This is a genomic window from Gammaproteobacteria bacterium (assembly GCA_035279405.1).
Lineage (GTDB): Bacteria > Pseudomonadota > Gammaproteobacteria > Natronospirales > REEB76 > REEB76.
In genome coordinates this window covers 1-1,579 of sequence record DATEHU010000007.1, presented here as the reverse complement: position 1 = coordinate 1,579, position 1,579 = coordinate 1, and the positions used below count along the sequence as shown (strand labels likewise).

The window sequence follows — 1,579 nt, the reverse complement described above, 5'->3', positions numbered from 1 at the left end:
GCTACTTCCGCGCTCATCAGTGAGCCATAGTGCTCGAAGTACTCCGGAAAGCTCTTCACGTTGAACTGCACAAGCACAAACATGGGTAGTGCCATTCTCCTCTCCAAAGCTGACCGAGCGGAAGTGTATGACGCCTAACGTCCCGCATTGCCGGCGCGCGCTGCTCTTGCGCGCGTCCGGGTAGATGCGGTTGTTAGCGGGCGCGCGGGTACCCTGAGCTTCTGGCCTGCAGACAGCTCGTAGCCTTCACGCATTTTTGTGAGAGCGCCAGGACTGACCCAAGGGCCTGCTCTTCCGCTGAGCCAACGACTCCGCACGGACCCCGCACGAATACGACGCACTACCAACTGATATACCTCCTGCATCTTCTTCGGGCGTGCTATGGCCGCTGGAGAGCCCTTGTTCAAATAGTAAGAAGGCCAATCACCAAATGAACCGACTCTGAGCAAGCGTCTGCCCGTTGAAAGAATGGCCTGCGGTACCGACCACAGGAATGAAGGACCACCGTAGCGCTGATCGATAGAGAAGAAATGCCTTCCGTCATTTGCATGTATTTCCGTTGTGGTTAACGGAACAAGGCTCCACATGGGCGATGTGATATGCAGCAGCGGCACTATCGGAAGCGAGAAAAGCTGTGCAATGTCCTCTCGCTGTCGTATCGAACGTGGCTTGGGCGTCGGCGCATTGTCGACGTAAATAGAGGACTCGAAGGCCTCGACCAGATGGCAGGCGAGCGCGATTGCCTCGTCATGGGTGCCGTAGTACTGGATCTCCGCCATTTCGCGCGCGCTAACGTAATATCATCTGACCGTGTAAGGTACACCCAAATCCTTGCAAGGTTGCGCCGTCGACCTAGCGCGAGGTTGCCAACCGGAGTGGTAGCCACCCGCATCCTGCTGTCAGGATTTTCCTGACAGTGGACGGGCGATTCGTTCGCGTGGCGGCGTTTCGGTCCGCCGTTTCGGAGAACTGTACCGCGCGAGCCCGGGCGCGCCTCGGTCAGCCGGGGTTCTGCGCGGTGATGAACCAGGTGGAGGACGGTGCCCAGACGCCGTCGCCGCGCACGAAGGGCGCGAGCGCGTCCTCGAGGGCCGCGATCACTTGCGGCTTGCGCTTCTCGCCTTCCGCGCCCGCGAGCCGGATCGCTTCGCCCGCCGGTCCCAGGGCCATGGCGAAGGCGATGGCGTCGTCGAGGTCGCGGCCGATGCAGATGTCGCAGTCGTAGCGCTCGAAGGCGATGCGCTCGAAGCCCGCGCCGCGCAGCATGCCGCTCACCAGGTCGGGCCCGGCCATCGAGAAAGGGCCCGGGCCGCAGTGCACCTGGTCGGTCTCCTCGTGCGACACCACGGGAACGATCTTCTTCACGCGCAGCTCGGCCTCGTGCAGCCACGGGTTCTCCTCGCGCCGCCGCCACACGATCTGCATGAACGTCCCGCCGGGCTTGAGCGCCCTGCGCACGTTGCGCATCGCCGCGCCCGGCATCTCGAAGAACATGGTGCCGAAGCGCGCGAACGCGTGGTCGTAGGGGCCGCGCAGGTCGTCTCCCTCGACGTCGCCGACGAAGAAGCGCGCGTTGGCC

Annotated in this window: 1 protein-coding gene; it reads right to left on the bottom strand. The window is 62.8% G+C overall.

Annotation, left to right across the window (positions count from 1 at the left end; genetic code table 11):
* Window positions 1–999: 999 nt before the first annotated feature.
* Window positions 1,000–1,579, bottom strand: a 580-nt coding sequence (locus VJR90_00080) for a class I SAM-dependent methyltransferase (protein HKV95877.1), incomplete at its 5' end; no start/stop codon positions are given.